The organism is Streptomyces sp. NPDC000983 (assembly GCF_040299205.1).
Lineage (GTDB): Bacteria > Actinomycetota > Actinomycetes > Streptomycetales > Streptomycetaceae > Streptomyces.
This window is the reverse complement of the sequence record NZ_JBEPBM010000008.1, coordinates 187,131-207,429: the sequence shown is the minus strand read 5'-3', so window position 1 is coordinate 207,429 and position 20,299 is coordinate 187,131. Positions and strand designations below refer to the sequence as shown.

Here is a 20,299-nt window from a genome sequence, read left to right as displayed (position 1 = left end):
GCGCCCCCGCCCGGGGCCTACGCTGAACGTATGAGCAAGCAGAGCGGACGCGGGCCCGTGGCAGGCCTTCCTGACTGGGACCGCTGCGCGGTCATGGGGGTCGTGAACGTCACCCCCGACTCCTTCTCCGACGGCGGCCGCTGGTTCGACACGACGGCGGCCGTCAAGCACGGCCTCGCCCTGGTCGCCGAGGGCGCCGACCTGATCGACGTCGGCGGCGAGTCCACCCGCCCCGGCGCCACCCGCGTCGACGAGGCCGAGGAGCTCAAGCGCGTCATCCCCGTCGTCCGCGGCCTCGCCTCCGAGGGCGTCACCGTCTCCGTGGACACCATGCGCGCCCGCGTCGCCGAACAGTCCCTCGCGGCCGGCGCCGCCCTGGTCAACGACGTCAGCGGCGGCCTCGCCGACCCGGCGATGATCCCGGTCGTCGCCGACGCCGGCGCCCCCTTCGTCGTCATGCACTGGCGCGGCTTCCTGGAGGGCGGCAACGTCAAGGGCGTCTACGCCGACGTCGTCACCGAGGTCGTCGGCGAACTCCACGCGCGCGTGGAGGCCGTCCTCGCCGGCGGCATCGCGCCCGACCGCGTCGTCGTCGACCCCGGCCTCGGCTTCTCCAAGGACGCCGAGCACGACCTCGTGCTCCTCGCCCACCTCGACCGGCTGCTCGGCCTCGGCCACCCGCTGCTGGTCGCCGCCTCCCGCAAGCGTTTCCTCGGCCGGGTCCTCGCCGGTCCGCGGAGCGCGCCACCGCCCGCCCGGGAGCGCGACGCGGCCACGGCGGCGGTCTCCGCCCTCGCCGCCCACGCCGGCGCCTGGGCGGTACGGGTCCACGAGGTCCGCGCGACGGCGGACGCGGTACGGGTCGCCCGCGCCGTACAGGGAGCACGGGACGACGAGCGCACCGCGGAAGGAGCCCGGTGAGCGCCCCGCACACCGACGTCGAGCAGGTGGAGGCGGCGAACACCGCCTTCTACGAGGCCATGGAGCGCGGCGACTTCGAGGAACTGTCCTCGCTCTGGCTCGCCCCGGCCGACCTCGGCGTCGACGAGACGTACCACGACCCCGCGGACACCGGGGTGATCTCCTGCGTGCACCCCGGCTGGCCGGTGCTGACCGGCCGCGGCGAGGTTCTCAGGTCGTACGCGCTGATCATGGCGAACACGGAGTACATCCAGTTCTTCCTCACCGATCTGCGGGTCTCCGTCACCGGCGACACCGCGGTGGTGACCTGCACCGAGAACATCCTCAGCGGCGGCCCGGCGCCCGAGGGCGGTGAGGAGCTGGGTCCGCTCGTCGGCCAGCTCGTGGTCGCCACCAACGTCTTCCGGCGGACCCCCGCGGGTTGGAAGGTCTGGTCCCACCACGCCTCGCCGGTCCTGACCGAGACCGACCAGGAGGACGACGAGGGTTCACCCTCCTGAGCGGACGACCCGGCGCACCTGGCGGCAAGGCCCCCACAGGGACCAACACGGGGTTGGATTCACGCCACCCGGGTAGGGGCGGCTACCGACCCGTGAGCCGCCGGGTTCCCCAGGGGAAACACCTGGTGAAGCCTCCGGCACCGGGCCGGGCCGCCGCCCCCGTGCGACGGCTCTGTCAGTGCCCGCGGGTAGATTCGTCCGAGGCCGGTGTGCCGCCCGCACACGGCACGGACCGGCCGCTACCGACGATTGCAGGAGTGATTCGCGTGGATCGTGTCGCGCTGAGCGGCCTGAAGGCCCGCGGGTACCACGGGGTGTTCCCCAAGGAGCGCGAGGAGGGCCAGACCTTCATCGTGGACCTGGTGCTGGGCCTGGACATCCGCCCGGCCGCCGCGGACGACGACCTGGCGAAGACCGTGCACTACGGCATCGTCGCCGAGGAGGTCGTCGCCGTGGTCGAGGGGGAGCCGGTCAACCTCATCGAAACGCTCGCCGAACGCATCGCCCGGACCTGTCTGGGGCACGAGGGGGTCCAGGAGGTCGAGGTCCGCGTCCACAAGCCCGACGCGCCGATCACGGTCCCCTTCGACGACGTGACCGTCACCATCACCCGGAGCCGAGCATGACCGCGTCCTTCACCGAGGGTCAGAGCGACCCGACCGTCCAGCCGGTACCCGCGTCCGTCGTGGAGAAGGTCGACGCCGCCGACACCACCCTGCACAACCCGCAGCGCGCGGTGATCTCCCTCGGCTCGAACCTCGGCAACCGCCTGGAGACGCTCCAGGGCGCCATCGACGCCCTGGAGGACACCCCCGGCGTCCGCGTCAAAGGCGTCTCCCCGGTCTACGAGACGGAGCCCTGGGGCGTGGCGCCCGGCAGCCAGCCGTCCTACTTCAACGCCGTCGTGGTCCTGAAGACGACCCTGCCGCCGTCCTCGCTGCTGGAGCGGGGCCAGGCGGTCGAGGAGGCCTTCCACCGCGTCCGGGACGAGCGCTGGGGCCCGCGCACCCTCGACGTCGACATCGTCGCCTACGCCGACGTCGTCTCCGACGACCCGGCGCTGACCCTCCCCCACCCGCGCGCCCACGAACGCGCCTTCGTCCTGGCCCCGTGGCACGACCTGGACCCCGAGGCCCGGCTGCCCGGCCGCGGCGCCGTCGCCGACCTGCTCTCCACCGTCACCCGTGAGGGCGTCACCGCCCGCGGCGACCTGGAACTCCGACTGCCCGAGTAGTCGTTAAGGTCGAGACGACCACAGTCCGTGGGAGCGGGGGAGCTGAAGGGACGCCGTGAAAGAGCTGCGCATCAGGGTGCTGGCCGGAGTGTTCGTGGTGGCGGGCGTCCTGTCCTGGGCGGGTGCCCGCCTGTGGAACTCGGTCGGGACCCTGCCGAGCGTCCCCCTGGCCGCGCCCGTCGTGCTCGCCCTGATCGCCGTCGTGCTGCTGGCCACGGCGCTCTCCCTGCGGGCCCGTCTCAAGGCCCAGCGGGAGCGCCGCCCCGGAGCCAAGGGCGTCGACCCGCTGATGGCGGCCCGCGCGGTCGTCTTCGGCCAGGCCAGCGCCCTGGTCGCCGCGCTCGTCGCCGGCATGTACGGCGGCACAGGCGTCTTCCTGCTGGAGTCCCTGGACATCCCCGCCCGCCGCGACCAGGCCATCTACGCCGGCTTCTCGGTCGTCGCGGGCATCGCCGTGATAGCGGCGGCCATCTTCCTGGAGCGCGTCTGCAAGCTCCCGGAGGACGACGAGCACAACGGCACCGGGGCGGCACCCGCCGCCTAGGGTCCTTCTGACCGGGCGCTCACGACGGCCGCCCTCAGCGCGCCATGATCAGGCTCATCGCCTCGTTGCGGGTGGCCGCGTCCCTCAGCTGACCGCGCACCGCCGAGGTGAGGGTCTTGGCACCGGGCTTGCGGATGCCCCGCATCGACATGCACATGTGCTCGCACTCCACGACCACGATCACGCCCCGCGGCTCCAGGATCTCCATCAGGGAGTCCGCGATCTGCGTGGTGAGTCGTTCCTGCACCTGGGGACGGCGCGCGTAGACGTCGACGAGCCGCGCCAGCTTGGACAGCCCCGTGATCTTGCCGGTGGTCGCCGGGATGTACCCCACGTGCGCCACGCCCCGGAACGGCACCAGATGGTGCTCACAGGTGCTGTAGACCTCGATGTCCTTCACCAGGACCATCTCGTCGTGCCCGAGGTCGAAGGTCGTCGTCAGCACGTCCTCCGGCTTCTGCCGCAGCCCCGCGAATATCTCCTTGTACGCCCGAGCCACCCGGCCGGGCGTCTCCCTGAGCCCCTCGCGGTCCGGGTCCTCGCCGACCGCGATCAGCAGCTCGCGTACGGCGTTCTCGGCGCGCTTCTCGTCGAACTCGCCGATGCGGCCCTCGCCGTCCAGCGTCACCGGGTCGGTCATGTGGTGCCTCGTTCCTCTGCGGGTGGCGCGCGTGGGGCACGCGTCTGAACTGCGGGCATGCGAAATGCCGCGCCCCCCAGGCTAGAACCAGGGGGGCGCGGCATCCATTCCGGGCCCGGTCCGAGGACCGGAGCCGGTACTCAGCTCTCGGGCCGCTCCTCGGGCGCCGGCTCCGCCACCGGGGCGGGCTCGGGGAGGGCCGACTTGGCGGTGCTGATCGCCGGGGTCGAGCCGTTGGCGCCGTTCGTCAGGGCGAGCTCCTTGGGGGAGAGCACCGGCGGACGGGTGGACGGCGTACGCCGGGAGGAGCCGGTCCAGGCGGGCCGGGGCGGGCGCTTGACGATGGGGGCGAAGATCTCGGCGATCTCCTCCTTGCCCAGCGTCTCCCGCTCCAGCAGCGCGAGGACCAGGTTGTCGAGGACGTCGCGGTTCTCGACCAGGATCTCCCAGGCCTCGTTGTGCGCCGTCTCGATCAGCTTCTTGACCTCCTCGTCCACCAGCGCGGCGACCTCTTCCGAGTAGTCGCGCTGATGGGCCATCTCACGGCCGAGGAAGGGCTCGGTGTTGTCGCCGCCGAACTTGATCGCGCCCAGACGCTCGGTCATGCCGTACTGCGTGACCATCGCGCGGGCCGTGGTGGTGGCCTTCTCGATGTCGTTCGCGGCACCCGTGGTCGGGTCGTGGAAGACCAGTTCCTCGGCCGCGCGGCCGCCCAGCATGTAGGCGAGCTGGTCGAGCATCTCGTTGCGCGTGGTCGAGTACTTGTCCTCGTCCGGCAGGACCATCGTGTAGCCGAGGGCACGGCCCCGGGACAGGATCGTGATCTTGTGCACCGGGTCGGAGTTCGGGGAGGCCGCCGCGACCAGGGCGTGGCCGCCCTCGTGGTACGCGGTGATCTTCTTTTCCTTGTCCGACATGATCCGGGTCCGCTTCTGCGGGCCCGCCACGACGCGGTCGATGGCCTCGTCGAGCATGTGGTTGTCGATCAGCTTCTTGTCCGAGCGGGCCGTCAGCAGGGCGGCCTCGTTCAGGACGTTGGACAGATCGGCACCCGTGAAGCCGGGCGTACGGCGGGCGACGGCCGAGAGGTCGACGTCCGGCGCGACCGGCTTGCCCTTCTGGTGGACCTTGAGGATCTCCAGACGGCCCTGCATGTCCGGACGGTCGACCGCGATCTGCCGGTCGAAACGGCCGGGACGCAGCAGCGCCGGGTCGAGGATGTCGGGCCGGTTCGTGGCGGCGATCAGGATGACGCCGCCCTTCACGTCGAAGCCGTCCATCTCGACGAGCAGCTGGTTCAGGGTCTGCTCGCGCTCGTCGTGACCACCGCCGAGGCCGGCGCCGCGGTGGCGGCCGACCGCGTCGATCTCGTCGACGAAGACGATCGCCGGGGCGTTCGCCTTGGCCTGCTCGAACAGGTCACGGACCCGGGAGGCACCGACACCGACGAACATCTCGACGAAGTCGGAACCGGAGATCGAGTAGAACGGCACGCCCGCCTCGCCCGCGACAGCGCGCGCGAGCAGGGTCTTGCCGGTGCCGGGAGGGCCGTACAGGAGTACGCCCTTGGGAATCTTGGCGCCGACGGCCTGGAACTTGGCGGGCTCCTGGAGGAACTCCTTGATCTCGTGGAGTTCCTCGACCGCCTCGTCCGAACCGGCGACGTCGGCGAACGTCGTCTTGGGGGTGTCCTTGGTGATCAGCTTGGCCTTGGACTTCCCGAAGTTCATCACTCGGGAGCCGCCGCCCTGCATCTGATTCATCAGGAACAGGAACACGACGACGATGAGAACGAAGGGCAGCAGCGAGAGCAGGATGCTCACAAAGGCGTTCTGCTTGGTCGGCGAGACCGTGTAACCGTCCGGGATCTGCTTGTCCTGGAACTTCGCCTGCAGGGTGCTGGCGATGGTCACACCCTGATCGCCGATGTAGCTCGCCTGGATCTTCGAGCTGTCCTCGATCTTTACGCCGTCCTTGAGCTGGACCTTGATGGTCTGCTCGTCGCCGGTGGTCAGCTTGGCCGACTCGACCTTGTTGTCATTGATCGCCTGGACGACCTGGCCGGTGTCCACCGTCTTGTAGCCACCGGACGAGCCGACGACCTGCATCAACACGACCACGGCAAGGACGGCCAGCACGATCCACATGACCGGCCCACGGAAGTATCGCTTCACGTCCATCCATACGGAGCGGAGCCGCCCCGTCCCTCCTGCCATAGTGAGTTTGATAAGACAGTTCTTCTGACGGTACCCCAGCATTGTTGCCCGAAGCCGCAGGGGACGGCTGGCAATCCCGTCTCTGCATGCTCCAACGGCGCGAACCGTGCTGGGGTTCCCGATGGTCCTACCGGCGTCGCCCTTGTGGCTCAGTGCCGGGCCGGGCGCGCGGCGTCGGCCGTGCTTCAGCCGCCGTAGACGTGAGGCGCGAGCGTACCGACGAACGGGAGGTTGCGGTACTTCTCGGCGTAGTCGAGGCCGTAGCCCACGACGAACTCGTTGGGGATGTCGAAGCCGACCCACTCGACGTCGATGGCGACCTTGGCCGCGTCCGGCTTGCGCAGCAGGGTGCAGACCTTGAGCGACTCCGGCTCGCGGGAGCCGAGGTTGGACAGCAGCCACGACAGCGTCAGGCCGGAGTCGATGATGTCCTCGACGATCAGGACGTGCCGGCCCTTGATGTCGGTGTCGAGGTCCTTGAGGATCCGCACCACGCCGGAGGACTGGGTGCCCGCGCCGTAGGAGGACACGGCCATCCAGTCCATGGTGACGGGGGTGGACAGCGCCCGGGCGAGGTCGGCCATGACCATCACCGCGCCCTTGAGCACACCGACGATCAGCAGGTCCTTGCCCGCGTACTCCGCGTCGATCTTCGCGGCCAGGTCGACCAGCTTCGCGTCGATCTCTTCTTTGGTGATGAGTACCTGCTGAAGGTCGGCACCCATGTCGTTCGCGTCCACCCGCATCACTTTCGGTCGTCCCACCGGCTGCCCACCCCGGACCCCCACAGCGGGGACCGACGGGCGAGGATTCAGCCTTGCCGGATCACCAGTCTGCCACCCTGACGCTGGGCGACGACTTTGCCGGGGAGATTGATGGCCCCCTGACCGCGCCATCCGGTGATCAGCCGGTCGACTTCCTCGATGTGCCGGGCGAACAGCGAGCCCGCCGGAGCGCCCGCCTCGATGGCGGCGCGGCGCAGGATCCTGCGCCGTACGGCGGGCGGGAGGGCGTAGAGCTTGGCGCACTCCAGCAGCCCGGTGGCGTCGCGCACGGAGGGGTCGGCCTGGCTGGCCCAGGCGTCGAGCGCGTCGGCGTCGTCGCGGGACAGTTGGGCCGTACGGGCGAGTGCCTCCACGACGCCCTTGCCGAGCGCCTTCTCCAGGGCGGGCAGTCCCTCGTGACGCAGCCGGGAGCGGGTGTAGGCGGGGTCGGCGTTGTGCGGGTCGTCCCAGACGGGCAGCGACTGCACCATGCAGGCCCGGCGGGCGGTCTGCCGGTCCAGCTCCAGGAAGGGGCGCCGGTAGCGGCCGTCGGCCCCCGAGACCGCGGCCATGCCGGACAGGGAGCGGATACCGGAGCCGCGGGCGAGGCCGAGCAGGACCGTCTCGGCCTGGTCGTCGCGGGTGTGGCCGAGCAGGATCGCGGTGGCGCCGAGGCGCTGGGCGGCGGAGTCCAGGGCGGCGTAGCGGGCGTCCCGGGCGGCGGCCTCGGGCCCGCCGGCGCGGCCCACGGTGACGGCGGCCGACTCGACGGGATCCAGGCCGAGTTCGCGCAAGCGCAGGACGACCTCCCCGGCGCGCAGATCGGAGCCGGGCTGGAGACCGTGGTCGACGGTGACACCGCCGGCGCGGATGCCGAGCTTGGGGGCCTCGAACGCCAGGGCGGAGGCGAGGGCCATCGAGTCGGCGCCGCCGGAGCACGCCACGAGCACGAGCGGCGACGGCCGGCGCTCGTGCGCGGACAGGCCGGGGGAGGGATCGAGAGGCTGGAGGGGTTCGGGGGCGGTGGTGGACGGGTGGGTGGTGAGGATGTCGTGGAGGACGCGGCGGACCGCCAGGCGTATCGCCGCGACCGCAGGATGGGGACCCATGTCCGGTTCCCTTCATGAAATTTCGGGGGGTGAGCCCGAGTCCGGTCACTCAGAGTGTGTAGATGGTGACAGAAGCGGGCGGTTCCCCGAGCATTGCACGCCTACGCATGGCTCACGGTCCCTCGGACGGGTGATTGGAGGGGCGTTCGCCTGCCGTCGGCCGGATTCGGTTCACGACCGTCTCCAGGGGTTCACGACTCGGCCTTTCGGTGCACCCGCGCGACCCAGTCCGCCGGTTTGGCGATCTCCGCCTTGGTCGGGAGGGTGTTCGGTGAGGTCCACACACGGTTGAAGCCGTCCATGCCGACCTCGTCGACGACGGCCCGCACGAAGCGCTCGCCGTCGCGGTACTGGCGGAGTTTGGCGTCCAGGCCGAGCAGTTTGCGCAGCGCCAGGTCCAGTCGGGACGCGCCCTTGGCCCGCCGCTGCTGGAACTTCTCGCGGATCTCGGCGACGGACGGCACGACGTCCGGGCCGACACCGTCCATGACGAAGTCCGCGTGCCCCTCCAGCAGGGACATCACCGCGGTGAGCCGGCCGAGGATCTCGCGCTGGGCCGGGGTCTGCACGATCTCGACGAAGGAACGGCCGCCGTCCTCCTCCTCGCCCTCGGGCCGGCCGCCGGCCAGGGACTGCGCGGCCTCGCGGACCCGCTCCAGCACCGTCATGGGGTCGACCTCGGTCTCCCCCAGGAACGACTGGATTTCGCCCTCCAGGTGGTCCCGCAGCCAAGGCACGGCCGTGAACTGGGTGCGGTGGGTCTCCTCGTGCAGGCACACCCACAGACGGAAGTCGTGCGGCTGGACGTCGAGTTCACGCTCCACGTGCACGATGTTCGGCGCGACCAGCAGCAGCCGGCCGCCGCCGTTCGCCCCGGCGGGCAGGTCGCGGGTGGCGGGGGCGAAGGTCTCGTACTGGCCGAGGACCCGGGAGGCCAGGAACGACAGCAGCATGCCGAGTTCGACGCCCGTCACCTTGCCGCCGACGGTGCCGAGGACCGCTCCGCCGGGCGAGTCGCTGCGGCGCTCCTGCATCTTGTCGAGGAGCGGCTTGAGGAGTTCGCGGAACCCGGCGACGTTGGCCCGGACCCAGCCCGGCCGGTCGACGACGAGGACGGGGGTGTCGTGGGTGTCCTCGGTGCCCAGCCGGGTGAAGCCCCGGACGTGTTCCTCCGAGGACTTGGCGTGCCGGCGCAGCTCCGCGACGACGGCACGGGCCTCGTCACGGCTGACCTCCGGTCCCGGCCGTACGAGCCGGGTCGCGGTCGCCACCGCGAGATTCCAGTCGACCATCCCAGGAGTTGCGGCACCACCGATGCTCGTCATGCGTCAACCGTACGTGAGCGCCGCCGCCGGGGGCAGGGCGTCGCGGCCGCCCGCCCGCGGGGTCGGGTGCGGGCTCGGTCAGGCGCATCCGCACGCCGCGAGGGCGTTCGCCGCCGCGTCGAGCGCCGCCTGGGCCGCCCCGGGGTCCGTCGTGTCGGCCGCCAGGAACGCGAAGGCCAGCAGATGGCCGTCCCGGTCCACGACGGTTCCGGCCAGGGCGTTCACGCCCGTCAGGGTGCCGGTCTTGGCCCGTACGAGGCCGGCCGCGCCGTCCGTGTAGCGGCCGGCCAGGGTGCCGGTGAAGCCCGCCACGGGCAGGCCCGTCAGGATCGGGCGGAGTTCGGGGTGGGCGGGGTCGCCGGACCTGGCGAGCAGGGCCGTCAGCAGGCGGGCCGTGAGGCGGTCGTCGCGGTCGAGGCCGCTGCCGTCCTTGAAGTCGGCGCCCTTCACGGGCAGTCCGAGCTTCTTGAGCTCGGCGTGGATCGCGCGGCCCGCGCCGTCGAAGTCGGGGCGCTCGCCGGTGGCGAGGGCGGTGTGCCGGGCGAGGGCCTCGGCGATGTCGTTGTCGCTGTTGGTGAGCATCCGTTCGGCGAGTGCCGCGAGCGGCGGGGAGGAGACCTCGGCGAGCGTCTCGGCGCGGGCGGTCGCCTTGGAGGGGCCCGGCGACGACGTCTTGACGCCGTGTCCGGCGAGCAGGTCGCCGAAGGTGCGGGCCGCGTCGGCCGCCGGGTCGCTCACCCGGGGGGCCGGGCCGCGGTCGGAGTCGTCGGTGCGGGCCTCGTCGGCCATCAGGGCGGTGACCTCGGCGAGGTTGTCGTTGACCCCGATCGGGTGGACCTCGTCGCCCGCGTAGAGGGTGGTGTCGTACGACAGGGTCACCTCGCGCACGCCGTCCTTCCTCAGGGCGGCGGCCGTGTCCTTCGCGAGGGTGCGCAGGCTCGCGTTGCCGTCGGCGTCCTCGCGGGCGGTGAGGGTGGGGTCGCCGCCGCCGACGAGGACGAGTTCGCCGGTGCCGGGTTCCAGGGCGGTGCGGGTGGTGAGGCGGTGGTCGGGGCCGAGGGCGGACAGGGCGGCCGCCGCGGTGGCGATCTTCGTGGTGGAGGCGGGGGTGAGCGCGGTGCCGTCGCCGGCGCCGTACAGGCGCTCCCCGGTGGTCACGTCCACGACGGCGGCGGCGCGGCGGGCGCCGAGTCCGGGGGCGTCCAGGAGCGGGTCCAGGACTCCGGCCAGGGCCTTGGTGCCGACGGTGGACCGCGGCCCGCCGGTGACTTTGCCGAGGCCGGTGAGAACGGCTGCCGCACTCGGAGCGGGTCGGGGCGCCTCGGCCGCCGTAGCGGATCTACGACCGTGATCTGCGCCACCCGTGTGGTCCCGGGCGGCTGCCAGGTCGCGCTCGGCCGTACGCTGACCCGAGGAGTCCCAGGGACCGGCGGCGGTCACCACCCCGACGGCCAGCGCGAGGCCCGCGGTGGCGGCGCCGGTGGTGTACTGCCAGGTCTTCGGCCTTGTGACCTGCGTCGAGACGGCTCGGCCGAGCCGAGCGACACGGGGTCGTGCGGCCGTGACGGCCCGTGCGAGACGCGGTCGTACGGCGCCCGCGATCCGTGCCAGCCGCGGTCCCGCGGCCCGCCAAGGCCTCAGCTCCGGCACGACCACCAGCCCCTTTCGCGATCACACACCTGCGTGAGGGACACTTAATCACCAGAACTATGTGCTGATCATGGAGGAGCCACCGGTGGAGTTCGACGTCACGATCGAGATTCCGAAGGGTTCGCGGAACAAGTACGAGGTGGACCACGAGACCGGTCGGATCCGCCTGGACCGTCGCCTCTTCACCTCGACCGCCTACCCGACCGACTACGGCTTCGTCGAGAACACCCTCGGCGAGGACGGCGACCCGCTGGACGCGCTGGTCATCCTGGACGAGCCGACCTTCCCGGGCTGCCTCATCAAGTGCCGCGCGATCGGCATGTTCCGGATGACCGACGAGGCCGGCGGCGACGACAAGCTGCTGTGCGTTCCGGCGACGGACCCGCGCCAGGAGCACCTGCGCGACATCCACCACGTCTCGGAGTTCGACCGCCTGGAGATCCAGCACTTCTTCGAGGTCTACAAGGACCTGGAGCCCGGCAAGTCCGTCGAGGGCGCCGACTGGGTCGGCCGCACCGAGGCCGAGGCCGAGATCGAGCGTTCCTACAAGCGCTTCAAGGACCAGGGCGGCCACTGAGCCCCCAGTCCACGAACGGGCCGCACGCGCACGCGTGCGGCCCGTCGTGTTGTTGTGCGCATACTGTGGCCTGGCCTTGAGGTGTCGTACAGGGAGCTCTGCGCAAGTGACGGAGGCGGAGGACCGCAAGCCGCGGTCGGACGAGGCGACCAGCACGTTCGACCCCGAGATCACATCCGAATTCGCCATCCCCCGGGGGCTGGCCGTCCCCAGAGGCGGCCCCGACCCCGAGACGACCTCCGAGTTCGCGCTCCCGGACGGCATGGACACGCCGTCGGGCCCGCCCGCCGAACCGGAGGGGTCGGCGTTCAGCACGCCGCGGACGTACCACTCCAGGGACGCTCCCCCGGCGTTCACCCCGGCGTCCGGTATGCCCGCGGTCAGCCTGACCAAGAACGTGCCGTGGCAGGACCGGATGCGCACCATGCTGCGGATGCCGGTGGCGGAGCGGCCGGCTCCGGAGCGGGCCCCGCGGGCCGAGGAGGAGGGTCCGGCCGTCCCGCGCGTGCTCGACCTGACCCTGCGTATCGGTGAGCTGCTGCTGGCGGGCGGCGAGGGCGCGGAGGACGTCGAGGCGGCCATGTTCGCGGTCTGCCGCTCCTACGGCCTGGACCGCTGCGAGCCGAACGTCACCTTCACCCTGCTGTCGATCTCCTACCAGCCGTCCCTGGTGGACGACCCGGTCTCGGCGGCGCGGACGGTACGGCGGCGCGGGACCGACTACACCCGGCTCGCGGCCGTGTTCCGGCTGGTCGACGACCTCAGCGACCCGGAGAACCACCTCTCCCTGGAGGAGGCCTACCGGCGGCTGGCGGAGATCCGGCGCAACCGGCACCCGTATCCGACGTGGGTGCTGACCTCGGCGAGCGGGCTGCTGGCGGGCGCGGCCTCGGTGCTGGTCGGCGGTGACCTGATCGTGTTCATCGCCGCCGCGATGGGCGCCATGCTCGGCGACCGGCTGGCCTGGCTGTGCGCGGGGCGGGGGCTGCCGGAGTTCTACCAGTTCACGGTGGCCGCGATGCCTCCGGCCGCGATAGGGGTCGCGCTGAACCTGGCGCACGTGGACGCGAAGGCGTCCGCCGTGATCACCGGTGGGCTGTTCGCGCTGCTGCCGGGGCGGGCCCTGGTGGCGGGTGTGCAGGACGGCCTGACCGGCTTCTACATCACCGCGTCCGCGCGCCTGCTGGAGGTCATGTACTTCTTCGTGGGGATCGTCGCCGGGGTGCTGGTGATCCTGTACTTCGGGGTGAACCTGGGGGCCAAGCTCAACCCGGACGCGGCGCTGAACGTCTCCGAGCGGCCGCTGTGGCAGATCGGCGCGTCGATGCTGCTGTCGCTGACCTTCGCGGTGCTGCTTCAGCAGGAACGGTCCACCGTGCTGGCCGTGACGCTGAACGGCGGTGTCGCCTGGTCGGTGTACGGGGCGCTGCACTACGCCGGCGGGCTGTCGCCGGTGGCTTCCACGGCCGTGGCGGCGGGGCTCGTGGGGCTGTTCGGCCAGCTGCTGTCGCGGTTCCGGTTCGCGTCCGCCCTGCCCTACACGACCGCGGCGATCGGGCCGCTGCTGCCGGGTTCCGCCACCTACTTCGGGCTGCTGTCGATCGCGCAGAACGAGGTGGACAAGGGGCTGGTGTCGCTGGCCACGGCGGCGTCCCTGGCCATGGCGATCGCGATCGGGGTCAATCTGGGCTCGGAGATCTCGCGGCTGTTCCTGCGGGTCCCGGGGGGCTCCATGGCGGGGCGCAGGGCAGCGAAGCGCACTCGGGGTTTCTGAGCGGCTCCGCGGTACCCCGCGCCCCCCTGGGCGTCTAGTACCCCTGGTTGTGGGGGTACTGGCCGTTCTGCTGGTGGTCGTACTGCTGGCCGCCGTAGGGCTGGTTCCCGTACTGCTGACCGCCCTGCTGACCGCCGTACTGCGGGTTGCCGTACTGCTGCGGGTGCTGCTGGGCGTAGGGCTGCGGCTCGGCGTAGGGCTGCTGCTGCCCGTAGTACTGCTGGGGCGGCTCGTCGGTGGGGTCGATGCGGCGGAGCTGGGTCGTCGCGTCGTCCATCGCCTGCGGGTACTGCTGGTTCTGCGGGTGCTGCTGGTTCTGCTGCTGGTGGCGGTCCGGGTCGGCCGGGGCCTCGGCCGCGGCGCGCTTCTTCTTGGAGCGCTCGCGGAGGTACTCGACGATGAGCGGGACGACCGACAGGAGAACGATCAGGATCAGGATCGGCTCGACGTTCGCCTTGATGAAGCCGATCTGACCGAGCCAGTAGCCCGCGAGGGTGACGCCGGTGCCCCAGGCGATACCGCCGATGATGTTGTACGTCAGGAAGGTGCGGTACTTCATCCGGCCGGCGCCGGCCACGATGGGCGCGAAGGTCCGCACGATCGGCACGAACCGGGCCAGCACGATGGCCTTGGGACCGTACTTCTCCATGAACTCGTGGGCCTTCTCCAGGTTCTCCTGTTTGAAGAGCTTGGAGTTGGGGCGGTTGAAGAGCTTCGGCCCGAAGAACTTGCCGATCATGTAGCCGACCTGGTCACCGATGACGGCGGCGAGCACGATCAGGGTGCAGACCAGCCACAGCGGCTGGGTGATGTACGACCCCTCGGCCACGAAGAGGCCCGCCGTGAAGAGCAGCGAGTCACCGGGCAGGAAGGCGAAGAGGCCCGACTCCGCGAAGACGATCAGCAGAATGCCGGGCAGGCTGAAGGTCTCGATCAGGTAGTCCGGGCTGAGCCACTCGGGGCCGAGCGCAAGCGTGGTCACGGGTTCGTGGCTCCTGCGGGGTGGGGCGGGCGGGGGCTGGTTGCTAAAAGTACCAACGCGGCACTGGTACCAACGCACCGCTGGAGCCCCAGGTTCCATGGATGCGCAGAGGATGCGCTGTGCCCCGGCCCGGACAAAGCTGTGAACCATGGGTATCGATGAGTACGGCGGCGGACAGGGCCCCCAGGCCGATGTCCTGGTGGTCACCACGAACGACGTGCCCGGTCACCGGGTGCAGGAGGTCATCGGCGAGGTCTTCGGGTTGACGGTGCGTTCCCGGCACCTCGGCAGCCAGATCGGCGCGGGCCTGAAGTCGATGATCGGCGGTGAGCTCAAAGGGCTCACCAAGACGCTCGTGCAGACCCGCAACCAGGCCATGGAACGGCTGGTCGAGCAGGCCCGCGCGCGCGGGGCCAACGCCGTGCTGGCCTTCCGCTTCGACGTCACCGACGCCGCCGACGCCGGCACCGAGGTGTGCGCCTACGGGACGGCCGTGGTCCTGGCCCGGGAGTAGACCCGAGCGGCTCGGGAGCGGACCCGGAGCGGGCCCGGACCAGGACCGGGGCTCACGCGGTCCGACGGGCCGCGTTCGCCTTGATCGCGTCCCGCAGATGCTCGGCCAGGCCCGGGCGCATGGCGTCGTAGAACGCCTTGAAGCGCTCGTCCGCGACGTACATGTCCCCCAGGCACTGGTGGAGTTCGTACGGGCATTCGTAGAACCAGGTGCAGATGTGCCGGCGGTGTTCCTCGGCCATGTCCATGGCGGGCTCGCCCGTCGGGGGTTCACCGCCCGCCATCAGGGCCGAGTAGCGCTCGCTCCACTCGGCCACCTCGGCCTGCATGCGTTTCCAGTCCTCCTTGGTGTAGCTCGCGGCCCGGCGCTGCGACTCCGCGTACGCCTCCGTGCCGCCCCAGCGCGCCTCCGCCTCCTCGGCGTACTGGTCGGGGTCCTTGTCGCCGAAGACCTCGAACCGCTCCTCGGGGGTCAGGTTGATGCCCATCCTGCGTGCCTCCATGGCCTGTTCCACGGCCGCCGCCATCTTCTGGAGCTTCTGGATCCGGACGGTCAGCAGTTCGTGCTGGCGGCGCAGATGCGCGCGCGGATCGGCGTCCGGGTCGTCGAGCAGGGCGGCGACCTCGTCGAGCGGGAAGCCGAGTTCCCGGTAGAACAGGATCTGCTGCAGCCGGTCGAGGTCGCCGTCGCCGTAGCGCCGGTGGCCCGCGTGGCTGCGCTCGCTGGGCACGAGCAGCCCGATGCCGTCGTAGTGGTGCAGGGTGCGCACCGTCACTCCGGCGAAGCCGGCGACCTGTCCCACGGAATAGCTCACTTCGTCCGCTCCCTTCTCGGTACGCGCTCCACGGTGCTGCCTCACGCCGCGTGAGGTGCAAGTCCGCACCCCACCCCGCCCGCTCCGCCTGCTTTGGGTGCATTGTCCGTTTATCGTTTCCCTCGTGGCTCAGGACTCCGCGCCTCAGGCGCCCGCGGCCCCCTCGACCCCGGCACGCACCCTGCTGCCGCTGACCCTCCCCGCCCTGGTGGTGGGCGTGGGTGCCAGCCTGCTGCTGCTGGGCGTGAGCGCGGCCGCCGAGGCCCTCCAGGACGTGCTGTGGCAGACCCTGCCCGACGCGCTCGGCGTGGGCCGCTACTCCGTGCTGTGGATGCTCGTGATGCTCACCGCCACCGGGGTGGCCGTGGGTCTGGTGGTGTGGAAGGTGCCCGGCCACGCCGGACCCGACCCGGCCACCACCGGTCTGGACGCACCCGTCCTGCCGCCCGCCGTCCTTCCCGGTCTGCTGCTGGCCACCGCCCTGATGCTCGCGGGCGGCCCGAGCCTGGGCCCCGAGAACCCGATCATCGCCGTCAATGTGGGACTGGCGTTCTGGATCGGCCGCCGGTACCTGCCCCGGGCGCCCGGGGCGCTGTGGCCGATGCTCGCGGAGGCGGCGACCATCGGCGCCCTGTTCGGCACGCCGGTGGCGGCGGCGCTGGTGATCTCCGAGGCGCTGGCCGGGCGCCAGGTCCGGGGCGCGCTGTGGGACAACGTCTTCGCCCCGCTGATGGCGGCCGCGGCCGGCGCCATGACCACCGCGCTGCTGGACGAGCCGACCTTCGACCTCGGTCTGCCCCCCTTGGACCATCCCGGCTGGAGCGATCTGCTGGCCGCCCTGGTGATCGCCTCGGCGGGCGCGATCCTGGGCATGGCGGCCGTGTACGCCTTCCCGTACGTCCACGCCGCCTTCGCCAAGCTGCGGCACCCGATGCTGATGCTCCCGGTGGGCGGCTTCGTGCTGGGCCTGCTGGGAGCCCTGGGCGGCCATCTGACGCTCTTCAAGGGGCTGGAGGAGATCGGTGAGCTGGCGGCCGATCCCGACGGCTGGTCGGCGGGCGAGTTCGCGACCATGGCGGTGGTCAAACTGGCCGCGCTGCTCGTCGCCGCCTGCTGCGGCTTCCGGGGCGGGCGGATCTTCCCCTCCGTGTTCGTCGGCGTGGCCTTCGGGCTGTGCGCCCACGCCCTGGTCCCGGGCGTGCATCCGTCGCTCGCCGTCTCGGCCGGTGTGCTCGGTGTCCTGCTCGCCGTCACCCGGCAGGGCTGGGTGAGCCTGTTCACCGCCGCCGTACTGGTGTCCTCCCCCGCCATCCTCGCCCTGCTCTGCATCGCCTCGCTGCCCGCCTGGCTGCTGGTCACCGGCCGTGTCCAGATGCAGCTGCGCGAGGACGGCACCCAGGTCCGCTGAACTCCCCCACCCGCAAGGAGACGCCCATGGCACTGCACAAGGGACCCGAACGCCCCGACGGCCGCCCCCGCACCGTCAACCCCTTCTACGGCGAGGCCAACCCGGTCAGCGGCATGACCGAGGCGCCCCCCGACCACCGGCTGCCGGACCATCCGCTGACACCGTCGACGGCTTACCAGCTCGTGCACGACGAACTGATGCTGGACGGCAACTCCCGGCTGAACCTCGCCACCTTCGTCACCACCTGGATGGAGCCGCAGGCCGGGGTGCTGATGGCGGAGTGCCGGGACAAGAACATGATCGACAAGGACGAGTACCCGCGCACCGCCGAACTGGAGCGGCGCTGCGTGGCGATGCTCGCCGACCTGTGGCACGCCCCCGACCCGTCGGCCGCCGTGGGCTGTTCCACGACCGGTTCCAGCGAGGCGTGCATGCTCGCGGGCATGGCGCTCAAGCGCCGGTGGAGCAAACGGAACACCGGGGGCCGGCCCAACCTGGTCATGGGCGTCAACGTCCAGGTCTGCTGGGAGAAGTTCTGCAACTTCTGGGAGGTGGAGGCCCGGCTGGTGCCCATGGAGGGCGAGCGGTTCCACCTCGACCCGCAGGCCGCGGCCGAGCTGTGCGACGAGAACACCATCGGGGTCGTGGGCGTCCTCGGCTCCACCTTCGACGGGTCCTACGAGCCCATCGCCGACCTGTGCGCCGCCCTGGACACCCTCCAGGAACGCACCGGGCTCGACATCCCGGTGCACGTGGACGGCGCGTCCGGCGCGATGGTCGCCCCCTTCCTCGACGAGGACCTGGTCTGGGACTTCCGGCTCCCGCGGGTGGCGTCCATCAACACCTCGGGGCACAAGTACGGGCTGGTCTACCCGGGCGTCGGCTGGGCGCTGTGGCGGGACCGGGAGGCGCTGCCCGAGGAACTGGTGTTCCGGGTGAACTACCTGGGCGGCGACATGCCGACCTTCGCGCTGAACTTCTCGCGGCCCGGCGCCCAGGTCGTCGCGCAGTACTACACCTTCATCAGGCTCGGCCGCGAGGGCTACCGGGCCGTGCAGCAGACCTCCCGGGACGTCGCCGGCCACCTCGCCGGGCAGATCGAGGACCTCGGCGACTTCCGGCTGCTCACCCGGGGCGACGAGCTGCCGGTCTTCGCCTTCACCACGGCACCCGAGGTGACGGCCTACAACGTCTTCGACGTCTCCCGCCGGCTGCGGGAGCAGGGCTGGCTGGTGCCCGCGTACACCTTCCCGCCGAACCGGGAGGACCTGTCCGTGCTGCGGGTGGTGTGCCGCAACGGCTTCTCCACCGACCTCGCCGGCCTGCTCGTGGACGACCTGAAGCAGCTGCTGCCGGAACTGCGGCGGCAGTCGGGCCCCCTGGCCCGGGACGAGGGCGCGACCTCCTTCCACCACTAGGCCGCGCCGCGCGTCACCTGTCCGGCGTAAGCGGCGCGCGAGCGCCAGAAGCCGCGTCAACGCCGCGCGCAACCATGTCCCCGGTGGACGCTTTCCCATGGAACCCCCCGATCCGCGGTGTCCGGAAACGGACCGCTGCTTCTGGTACACCGCGGACCGGCCCGGGGTTCCACATCCCGGCCTACGAAATCCGGATCACTTGCTCAGCCCCGCGAACCTCCGCACCGCGAGCGGGAAGAACACGGCGAGCAGCGCCAGCGACCAGCCGACCGCCGGCCACACGTGCCCCGCCTCCCCGCCCGGCCCGCCGAAGAGGTCCCGTACGGCGGTCGCCGTGTGGGACATGGGGTTCCACTCGACCACCGTGCCCAGCCAGCCGGGCATGGACTCGGGGCTGGCGATGGCGTTGGACAGGAAGCCGACCGGCCAGACCAGGATCTGCACGGCCTGCACCATCTCCGGCTTGCCCGCGACCAGCGCCAGATGGATGCCGATCCACAGCATCGCGAAGCGGAAGAGCAGCAGCAGGCCGATCGCGCCGACGAAGGCCGCGGCACCGCCGTGCGCGCGCCAGCCCAGGGCGAGAGCGACGGCGATCATGATCAGCAGGGCGAGCGCCGACTGGAGCATGTCGGCGATCGAACGGCCCACCAGCACCGCGCCGTTGGCCATCGGCATCGAGCGGAAGCGGTCGATCACACCCTTGTTGAGGTCCGTGGTGACGGCGAGCATGGTGCCCTCCAGGCCGAAGGCCATGGTCAGCGCGAGCATGCCGGGCACCAGGTAGTCGAGGTACGCGCCGCCGACGCCCCGGCCGCCGCCGATCAGGTAGCCGAACATCAGCAGCAGCATCACCGGGAAGACCAGCCCGACGGCCATCTGGGCCGGCTGCCGTGCCCAGTGGGCGAGTTCACGGCGGGTCATGGTCCAGGAGTCGGTCAGTGCGTAGGTGGTCACACGGCCTCCTTCACTCGGGGGTCACCGGTGAGGTGCAGGAACACCTCGTCCAGGGTGGGGCGGCGCAGGGCGATGTCCTCCGCCGCGATCCCGGCCTCCTGAAGGGCCCGGACGGCCCCGGAGAGCGCTGCCATCCGGTCGGTGACCGGGGCGCTGAGCAGACGGCGGTCGGCGTCGACCCGGACGCCCGCCGCGTCGAACGGCAGCAGGGCGACGGCGGCACCCAACTGCCCCGCCTCCCGCAGGACGATGTCGATGCGGTCGCCGCCGGTCACGGCCTTCAGTTCGTCGGACGTGCCGTCGGCGATCACCCGGCCGGAGTCGACCACCGAGATCCGGTCGGCGAGCTGGTCGGCCTCCTCCAGGTACTGGGTGGTGAGCAGGACCGTCGTACCGCCGCCGACCAGGGAGCGGACCGCGCTCCACACCTCGGCGCGGCCGCGCGGGTCGAGTCCGGTCGTGGGCTCGTCCAGGAACAGCACCTCCGGGTCGGTGATCAGGGACGCGGCCAGGTCCAGGCGGCGGCGCATACCGCCGCTGTACTGCCGTACCGCCTTGCGGCCGGTGTCGGCGAGACCGAAGCGCTCCAGCAGTTCGTCGGCCCGCACGCGCGCGTGGCGGGCGCCGAGGTGGTACAGCCGGCCGAACATCTCGAGGTTCTGCCGGCCGCCGAGCTCCTCGTCGAGCGCCGCGTGCTGGCCGAGCAGGCCGATGCGGAAGCGGACCGCCCGGGCCTCGGTCAGCACGTCGTGCCCGGCCACCTCGACCCGCCCGGCGTCCGGCCGGACCAGGGTGGAAAGGACGCGGACCAGGGTGGTCTTGCCCGCGCCGTTGGGCCCGAGCACGCCGTGCACGGTGCCCCGCCCCACCTTCAGGTCGAGCCCGTCCAGTGCCTTCTTCCCGCCGTACGTCTTCGTCGCGCCTTCGACGGTGATCGCCGTTTCGGCCACGG

General features: G+C 71.5%; 20 protein-coding genes. 10 read left to right on the top strand and 10 right to left on the bottom strand.

Annotated elements, in window-relative coordinates; genetic code table 11:
- Positions 1 to 30 precede the first annotated feature (30 nt).
- The 5 genes from folP (at position 31) to ABT296_RS12120 (ending at position 3,199) form a co-directional block, all read left to right on the top strand.
- A complete protein-coding gene (folP, locus tag ABT296_RS12140; RefSeq protein WP_351926011.1) occupies positions 31 to 921 on the top strand; it encodes a dihydropteroate synthase in 891 nt (296 codons plus the stop codon).
- A complete protein-coding gene (locus ABT296_RS12135; RefSeq protein WP_351926009.1) occupies positions 918 to 1,421 on the top strand; it encodes a nuclear transport factor 2 family protein in 504 nt (167 codons plus the stop codon). Before folP ends, ABT296_RS12135 begins: the two co-directional genes overlap by 4 nt.
- A 266-nt stretch (positions 1,422 to 1,687) precedes the next feature.
- On the top strand, positions 1,688 to 2,047 hold the full coding sequence (gene folB, locus ABT296_RS12130) for a dihydroneopterin aldolase (protein ID WP_351926007.1): 360 nt from the start codon (positions 1,688 to 1,690) through the stop codon (positions 2,045 to 2,047).
- Entirely contained in the window at positions 2,044 to 2,655 is a 612-nt protein-coding gene (gene folK, locus ABT296_RS12125; RefSeq protein WP_351926005.1) for a 2-amino-4-hydroxy-6-hydroxymethyldihydropteridine diphosphokinase, read from the top strand. The genes folB and folK overlap by 4 nt, the downstream gene beginning before the upstream one ends.
- A 55-nt stretch (positions 2,656 to 2,710) precedes the next feature.
- Entirely contained in the window at positions 2,711 to 3,199 is a 489-nt protein-coding gene (locus ABT296_RS12120) for a DUF3180 domain-containing protein (RefSeq protein WP_351926003.1), read from the top strand.
- A gap of 34 nt (positions 3,200 to 3,233) precedes the next feature.
- Here the strand turns inward: ABT296_RS12120 and folE are convergent, their stop codons facing one another.
- From folE to dacB, 6 genes are all read right to left on the bottom strand, one after another.
- On the bottom strand, positions 3,234 to 3,839 hold the full coding sequence (gene folE, locus ABT296_RS12115; RefSeq protein ID WP_351926001.1) for a GTP cyclohydrolase I FolE: 606 nt from the start codon (positions 3,837 to 3,839) through the stop codon (positions 3,234 to 3,236).
- A 140-nt stretch (positions 3,840 to 3,979) separates the two neighbouring features.
- The gene (gene ftsH, locus ABT296_RS12110; protein ID WP_351925999.1) at positions 3,980 to 6,019 is read right to left on the bottom strand and encodes an ATP-dependent zinc metalloprotease FtsH; all 2,040 of its coding nucleotides are present in this window, start codon (positions 6,017 to 6,019) and stop codon (positions 3,980 to 3,982) included.
- 221 nt (positions 6,020 to 6,240) lie between these two features.
- Positions 6,241 to 6,801 carry a hypoxanthine phosphoribosyltransferase gene (gene hpt / locus ABT296_RS12105; RefSeq protein ID WP_351926116.1) on the bottom strand — a complete coding sequence of 187 codons (561 nt, stop codon included), beginning with the start codon at positions 6,799 to 6,801 and terminating at the stop codon, positions 6,241 to 6,243.
- Between the two features lie 65 nt (positions 6,802 to 6,866).
- Entirely contained in the window at positions 6,867 to 7,928 is a 1,062-nt protein-coding gene (tilS, locus tag ABT296_RS12100; protein ID WP_351925996.1) for a tRNA lysidine(34) synthetase TilS, read from the bottom strand.
- 191 nt (positions 7,929 to 8,119) lie between these two features.
- A complete protein-coding gene (locus ABT296_RS12095) occupies positions 8,120 to 9,253 on the bottom strand; it encodes an Rv3626c family coenzyme F420 biosynthesis-associated protein (RefSeq protein ID WP_351925994.1) in 1,134 nt (377 codons plus the stop codon).
- Between the two features lie 78 nt (positions 9,254 to 9,331).
- The gene (gene dacB, locus ABT296_RS12090) at positions 9,332 to 10,909 is read right to left on the bottom strand and encodes a D-alanyl-D-alanine carboxypeptidase/D-alanyl-D-alanine endopeptidase (protein ID WP_351925992.1); all 1,578 of its coding nucleotides are present in this window, start codon (positions 10,907 to 10,909) and stop codon (positions 9,332 to 9,334) included.
- A 79-nt stretch (positions 10,910 to 10,988) separates the two neighbouring features.
- Here dacB and ABT296_RS12085 point away from each other — a divergent pair, with 79 nt between their 5' ends.
- On the top strand, positions 10,989 to 11,480 hold the full coding sequence (locus tag ABT296_RS12085; protein ID WP_015658794.1) for an inorganic diphosphatase: 492 nt from the start codon (positions 10,989 to 10,991) through the stop codon (positions 11,478 to 11,480).
- 106 nt (positions 11,481 to 11,586) lie between these two features.
- Entirely contained in the window at positions 11,587 to 13,254 is a 1,668-nt protein-coding gene (locus ABT296_RS12080; RefSeq protein WP_351925990.1) for a threonine/serine exporter family protein, read from the top strand.
- Positions 13,255 to 13,288: 34 nt separating this feature from the next.
- Here the strand turns inward: ABT296_RS12080 and ABT296_RS12075 are convergent, their stop codons facing one another.
- Positions 13,289 to 14,236: a DedA family protein gene (locus tag ABT296_RS12075; protein ID WP_351925988.1), complete on the bottom strand. Its 948-nt coding sequence runs from the start codon at positions 14,234 to 14,236 to the stop codon at positions 13,289 to 13,291.
- Between the two features lie 148 nt (positions 14,237 to 14,384).
- Here ABT296_RS12075 and ABT296_RS12070 point away from each other — a divergent pair, with 148 nt between their 5' ends.
- On the top strand, positions 14,385 to 14,750 hold the full coding sequence (locus tag ABT296_RS12070; protein ID WP_351925986.1) for a YbjQ family protein: 366 nt from the start codon (positions 14,385 to 14,387) through the stop codon (positions 14,748 to 14,750).
- Between the two features lie 52 nt (positions 14,751 to 14,802).
- On the opposite strand, the gene ABT296_RS12065 is transcribed toward ABT296_RS12070, so the two are convergent.
- Positions 14,803 to 15,564: a MerR family transcriptional regulator gene (locus tag ABT296_RS12065; RefSeq protein ID WP_351925985.1), complete on the bottom strand. Its 762-nt coding sequence runs from the start codon at positions 15,562 to 15,564 to the stop codon at positions 14,803 to 14,805.
- Between the two features lie 124 nt (positions 15,565 to 15,688).
- Here ABT296_RS12065 and ABT296_RS12060 point away from each other — a divergent pair, with 124 nt between their 5' ends.
- Entirely contained in the window at positions 15,689 to 16,972 is a 1,284-nt protein-coding gene (locus ABT296_RS12060) for an ion channel protein (RefSeq protein ID WP_351925984.1), read from the top strand.
- A gap of 26 nt (positions 16,973 to 16,998) precedes the next feature.
- Positions 16,999 to 18,390, top strand: coding sequence for a glutamate decarboxylase (gene gad / locus ABT296_RS12055; protein ID WP_351925982.1), 1,392 nt, complete (start codon positions 16,999 to 17,001; stop codon positions 18,388 to 18,390).
- Positions 18,391 to 18,585: 195 nt separating this feature from the next.
- On the opposite strand, the gene ABT296_RS12050 is transcribed toward gad, so the two are convergent.
- Positions 18,586 to 19,347: an ABC transporter permease gene (locus tag ABT296_RS12050; RefSeq protein WP_351925980.1), complete on the bottom strand. Its 762-nt coding sequence runs from the start codon at positions 19,345 to 19,347 to the stop codon at positions 18,586 to 18,588.
- Positions 19,344 to 20,297, bottom strand: coding sequence for an ATP-binding cassette domain-containing protein (locus ABT296_RS12045; RefSeq protein ID WP_351925978.1), 954 nt, complete (start codon positions 20,295 to 20,297; stop codon positions 19,344 to 19,346). Before ABT296_RS12045 ends, ABT296_RS12050 begins: the two co-directional genes overlap by 4 nt.
- Positions 20,298 to 20,299: the final 2 nt, after the last annotated feature.

Bases quoted from the DNA above. Each gene is read 5' to 3' on its own strand.
- folP (WP_351926011.1), top strand. From the start codon at position 31: ATGAGCAAGCAGAGCGGACGCGGGCCCGTGGCAGGCCTTCCTGACTGG.
- folK (WP_351926005.1), top strand. From the start codon at position 2,044: ATGACCGCGTCCTTCACCGAGGGTCAGAGCGACCCGACCGTCCAGCCG.
- folE (WP_351926001.1), bottom strand. From the start codon at position 3,839: ATGACCGACCCGGTGACGCTGGACGGCGAGGGCCGCATCGGCGAGTTC.
- ftsH (WP_351925999.1), bottom strand. From the start codon at position 6,019: ATGGACGTGAAGCGATACTTCCGTGGGCCGGTCATGTGGATCGTGCTG.
- hpt (WP_351926116.1), bottom strand. From the start codon at position 6,801: ATGCGGGTGGACGCGAACGACATGGGTGCCGACCTTCAGCAGGTACTC.
- tilS (WP_351925996.1), bottom strand. From the start codon at position 7,928: ATGGGTCCCCATCCTGCGGTCGCGGCGATACGCCTGGCGGTCCGCCGC.
- ABT296_RS12095 (WP_351925994.1), bottom strand. From the start codon at position 9,253: ATGACGAGCATCGGTGGTGCCGCAACTCCTGGGATGGTCGACTGGAAT.
- ABT296_RS12070 (WP_351925986.1), top strand. From the start codon at position 14,385: ATGGGTATCGATGAGTACGGCGGCGGACAGGGCCCCCAGGCCGATGTC.
- gad (WP_351925982.1), top strand. From the start codon at position 16,999: ATGGCACTGCACAAGGGACCCGAACGCCCCGACGGCCGCCCCCGCACC.